Raw genomic sequence first — 4,579 nt, 5'->3', positions numbered from 1 at the left:
ATCGGTTTGAAGCAGAGGCGCTGATGCTGAAAAGAGCGGGGAAACTTTCTCGTTTTGAGGTACTTCGCGTTGGGTTTCTCTGACCTTTTGTTGGGAAAGGGGCGGGGAGCCAGAGAGAAGGCGGGTTTGGTGAATGTGAAGGGTGCGATCGCAAATCTGTTGGACGAGATCTAGTCGATGTTCAACAATGAGAATGGCCTGCCCCTGAACGGCTCTTTGTTTGAGTAAATCGAGCAGGAAGTGAGCGGTGGATCGATCGAGATAGGCGAAGGGCTCATCGAGCATTAGAACTGGTTGATCCATTGCCAAGACGCAGGCGATCATGAGTCGCTGCTTTTGGCCAGCCGACAAGTGAGCAATTGGCCAGTCTTTTTGGGCCTGTAAGTCGAATTCTTGCAGAATAGCCTGAGCTAGCAGCGGAATACGCGCAGTCGGGGTATTGAGATTTTCTAAACCAAAGACAACTTCGTCGTAAACGGTATCGGTAAAGATCTGGGTTTCGACGTTTTGCAACAGAATGCCGATCTGGTGTGATCGCTGGCAAATGCTCCAGCTTTCAATCGCTTGCCCCTGACAGCGAATAGTGCCGGTTAGAGTGCCGCTGATATGGGTCGGCGTAATCCCCGCAATGCAGCCCAGCAAAGTGCTTTTGCCGCTGCCAGTTGCCCCGGCAACCAGCGTGATTTCTCCTGGACGCAGCGCCAAGTTAATCTCACTCAGCACTGGCTGCGCGGCATTCGCGTAGGTAAAGCTTAAGTTCTCAACCTGGACTACTGGCTCCATTGCAAATGCCCAACGGCGCAAAAGATGAGGATAGCTGCGATCGCTACCCCACTATCCAATCTTCGCCACCGCAGCGGCTGGCCCATACTCCGATGGGCATTCGGATCATAGCTGCGAGTCTCTAGGCCCACGGTTACCTCATCGGCATAGCTGACAATCCGAAAAATCAGCGGCACAAATAAGCCTGAAAACCACTGCCTGGGCCGCCGCCCCAAATCAACTCCGCGTAGCTGGTTCGCTTCTATAATTCGCTGAGCCTCTTGCTGGATAACGGGCAGAAATCGCCACACTAGCATCAGGCTCAAGACCAAAAAAGAGGGCAGCTTCACCGCTTGCAGGGCGCGGGTGAGATCCGCAGGCGAGGTGGTCAAAGAAAAAAGCGGCCCCGGCAGCAAAATCGCCAGCAATCTTAGGGTGTTTAGCAGGGCGGCGGGGCCATCTCGCAATAGCCAGGTGAGCGCGGTGAACAGCAGAATGGCGATCGCACCCGTCAACCACAGACGCCACGGCATTCCCACCGTCAATAGCAATGCCAGCAATACCCCTACCAGCAACCCTGCCGCAGCGAGATTTTGCAAGGCAAACGCCACCGCCACCGCCACGAGGCTCAAGACGATCTTCAGCAGTGGATTCACCGACCAAAGCCACCCCCGCTTTGAATGACGTGAAGATCCCGCCGCGCTAGTCAACATTCAGCTTTCCTGCCCGCTGCAATTGCTTGACCACCCGCTCGCCTAGCCACCAGCCAAGAGCACCGGCCAAGCCAGACACTATCGTCATCAATATCAGCAGCCAGCTCTGTCCTACCCAAGCCGCAAAGATATCGCCAGCCGCATAAGCGCCGACCAAAGCACCAGCAACCGTCGCACTACTAAAGAACAACACATTCCCTAACAGGCGATTCACCCGGCCATAGAACCCGCCGCGAAGCAGCATCACTAGCTCTGTCACCAGCAGCGCTACTACGAGAAAAGCCGTGATAATCCAAGAAAGTCGGCTTAAGACCAGCGCCAATACGCCAATCATCAAAGCAACACTGCCAGAGCGCTGCAGTCGGGCCATGCCTAAGGTTAGAAAAATCCCTGCAAACGGTGCCCAAACAATGGTTCTAATCCCCGGTAGTGGAATCGACAGCGTCAGCGGCACCGTAATCACCGAGGCCACCGCAATCCCAATCGTCATAAAAGCGGCGAATACATAGTCTCTGAGCTGCCAGGGACGGGCAGATTTCGGCATGTTGTTTCTCCTGTTTTTGGCTCCTATTAGACACTTGTTTAGAAACTGGTATTGACGCCAAACAACACTCTTGCCCCCGGCGCGTCAAAGTTTGAAGTGGGATAGGCGTAGGGCGTATCAAACAGATTTTCGACCGTGAAAGTGAGCTGCGTAGCCGAGGCAACCTGGTAACCCAAGCTCAGATCGAATACCACCGCGCCTTCACTCCCAGGGCCAATATTGTTATCTTCTAACACGACATCGCCTTGGCCCGCATAAATGCGAGACTGAAGCAGCCCAAAGACGCGATCGCGCGCATAGCTCAAGCGCATCAGTGCCGTCGTCGGAAATACCTCAAGCTGATTTAAAGGCCGACCCGATTGATCCTCACTATCGGCAAAGGTGAGATTGCCCGCCAGGCTCAGGCCAGGAATGAACTCGTAGGCGGCATTGAGCTGCACGCCCTGAATCAGCACATCTTTGTTCACCACCCGAGTAGAAGGCGGCGGTGGCCCAGGTGGACCAGGTGGACCCGGCGCTGGCGTAAAGGATTCAAATCCTTGAAAATCGCTAATGCTGTTGCGGAAATAAACCAGACCCGCTGTAAAGTCACCACGGGTATAATCCAACCCAATGTCAATATTGTTGGCTCGCTCGGGCGATAAGTCTGGATTAGACTGCACCTGCCCGCGCGTAGGGGCAAAGAAAGTCCCATCAGCCGCGCTGCCAAACAAAAATAACAAACTAGGCGGACGCACGCCTTGAGCGAAATTAACCCGCGCTAGCAACCCATCTGTAATTTCGTAGACGCTGCCGACATTGAACGTAACGGCACTGAGATCATCGGACTGATCGGCGCTTTCTGTGGTGAAAAAATCGAGCCTGGCTCCACCCGTCAACGTCCAATCATCCGTCACGTTGTAAATCGACTGAGCGAAGAATCCGTGAAAATCACGCTGAGCACTCGGAGAAGTGGTATCAGCCACCCGATCTTCAAACCGAGAAGTATCTTGGCTAAAGTCATAGCCATAGGTCAGTGTCGCATCACCGATGGCGGTGGTGGCAATTCCTGTAAGACCAACGCTTTCGGTATCAGTGAGATCTGACGTAGGCACCGTGATGTCGGTCGGCACTGGAAAGGGAACTGTGAACTGGCTCAACGTTTCAGACTGGCGGCGACTGCGCTGATAGTAGGCCCGCACTTCTAACTCAGTACTGCCAGCGAGATCGTCATTGATGTAGGCCAAAGAATAGCGATTTGTCTGCCGAAACTTGTTGCGGGCCTCTAAAAACGGAGGAGAAGGAAAGCCATTAAGATCCGCGTCGTCTTGACGGTAGCGATCGAGTCGCAAGATTAGGCGAGACTGGTCATTGATGTCGTAGCGCCCCACCCCATACAGATCGAACACAGTGTATTCGGTGCCATCAGGCGGAATCAGATTGCCACTGCCATCACGTGCGTCTCCAGCGGTGCGGTAGGTCGCGCCCAGTACATAGTTAGGGCCAGACAGCTCTAGGTTCGTGTTGAATTCAGAGAAGCCGCCTCCATAAGTCTCGCTGCTAACGGTAAAGGGCTGATCGGGCTCAGGCAGTTTGGTAATGACATTGACCACGCCGCCAAAAGAATCCGCGCCGTAGATAGAAGAGGCAGGACCTTGCAAGACTTCGATGCGCTCTACTCGAAACGGATCGACGCTGCCAAAATCGGGGCCGAATTCCAAATTAGGACGGCGTTCGCCATCGACCAACAGCCCAATACGTTCTCCGGTTACCCCCCGGATGTTGACCGATCCGCTGAGCAGCCCTAAGCGGTTAATAGTCACACCGGGCAAGGTTTGTAGGGCATCTGGCACCGTGCGAATGAGCGGACGCTGCTGTTCTAGATCTTCTGCGGTGACCACTTCTACAGTGGCAGACGTCTCCAGCTCTGGGGTCGGACGACGAGCTGCGGTGACCACTAGTCGTAACCCTTCTTCTGGGGCCGCTATTGGCGGAGCCTCCTCGGCGATCGCGTCTTCTAGCACAGTTTCATCAGGATCGGTGGTGACTGGCGGGGCGATCGCGCCTATTATTTCCAAGATTAGTCCGGTTTCTCCGGGCTCTGCAGCAACGATCGGCACCGCTGTTTTACCTACGATTTGAATCCGCACGCTGTCAGTATCAAAAGAGCTCACCGTCAATAGCTCAATCTCCTCGGTAAGGCTTTCCTGCCGAAGCGCTGCACCTGGGACGAGTTGAGCGTTGGCGATCTCTAGAATTAGCGTATTTCCAAAAACAGTTTCAACAATGCTGGCCTCAGACACTGCTTCGCCATCTAACAAAATCTGTAGACCTGCCTCCGTTTCAATCACGCGAACAGTTTCAATTTGCACAATTTGGCTTGGACTGCCTTGATCAATTGGCGCTGAGTCGGATGGTGGCACGATTTGCGCTCGGGCGGCTGGTGCGATCGCAATGCTAAAAGCAACAGCCCCGCCCCCTAAAAACAACAAAAACCGTCGCACCTAAATTCCTCACCCATTACTTTGTTGACTGTCTAATTTTTACTACTCGATTTTCTGCTATCTGATTAAAGGAAAAT

General features: G+C 53.8%; 4 protein-coding genes. All 4 read right to left on the bottom strand.

What is annotated here, in order from left to right; genetic code table 11:
* Window positions 1-783: ABC transporter ATP-binding protein (locus tag IQ256_RS28470; RefSeq protein WP_193859058.1), on the bottom strand; the 783-nt coding region annotated here is incomplete at its 3' end.
* Window positions 771-1,475 carry an energy-coupling factor transporter transmembrane protein EcfT gene (locus IQ256_RS28465; protein WP_193859057.1) on the bottom strand — a complete coding sequence of 235 codons (705 nt, stop codon included), beginning with the start codon at window positions 1,473-1,475 and terminating at the stop codon, window positions 771-773. The genes IQ256_RS28470 and IQ256_RS28465, both read right to left, overlap by 13 nt.
* Complete coding sequence (locus tag IQ256_RS28460) at window positions 1,465-2,019, bottom strand: hypothetical protein (protein WP_193859056.1); 555 nt, start codon at window positions 2,017-2,019, stop codon at window positions 1,465-1,467. The genes IQ256_RS28465 and IQ256_RS28460 overlap by 11 nt, the downstream gene beginning before the upstream one ends.
* 38 nt (window positions 2,020-2,057) lie before the next feature.
* Entirely contained in the window at window positions 2,058-4,502 is a 2,445-nt protein-coding gene (locus tag IQ256_RS28455) for a TonB-dependent receptor domain-containing protein (RefSeq protein ID WP_370623573.1), read from the bottom strand.
* Window positions 4,503-4,579: the final 77 nt, after the last annotated feature.

Source organism: cf. Phormidesmis sp. LEGE 11477 (genome assembly GCF_015207105.1).
GTDB lineage: Bacteria > Cyanobacteriota > Cyanobacteriia > Phormidesmidales > Phormidesmidaceae > Phormidesmis.
The sequence above is the reverse complement of the archived record's forward strand: the minus strand, read 5'-3'. Positions and strand labels throughout refer to the sequence as shown.

What these genes read in the sequence shown, in the direction of transcription:
- IQ256_RS28460 (WP_193859056.1), bottom strand. Translation starts at nt 2,019, where the DNA reads ATGCCGAAATCTGCCCGTCCCTGGCAGCTCAGAGACTATGTATTCGCC.
- IQ256_RS28465 (WP_193859057.1), bottom strand. Translation starts at nt 1,475, where the DNA reads ATGTTGACTAGCGCGGCGGGATCTTCACGTCATTCAAAGCGGGGGTGG.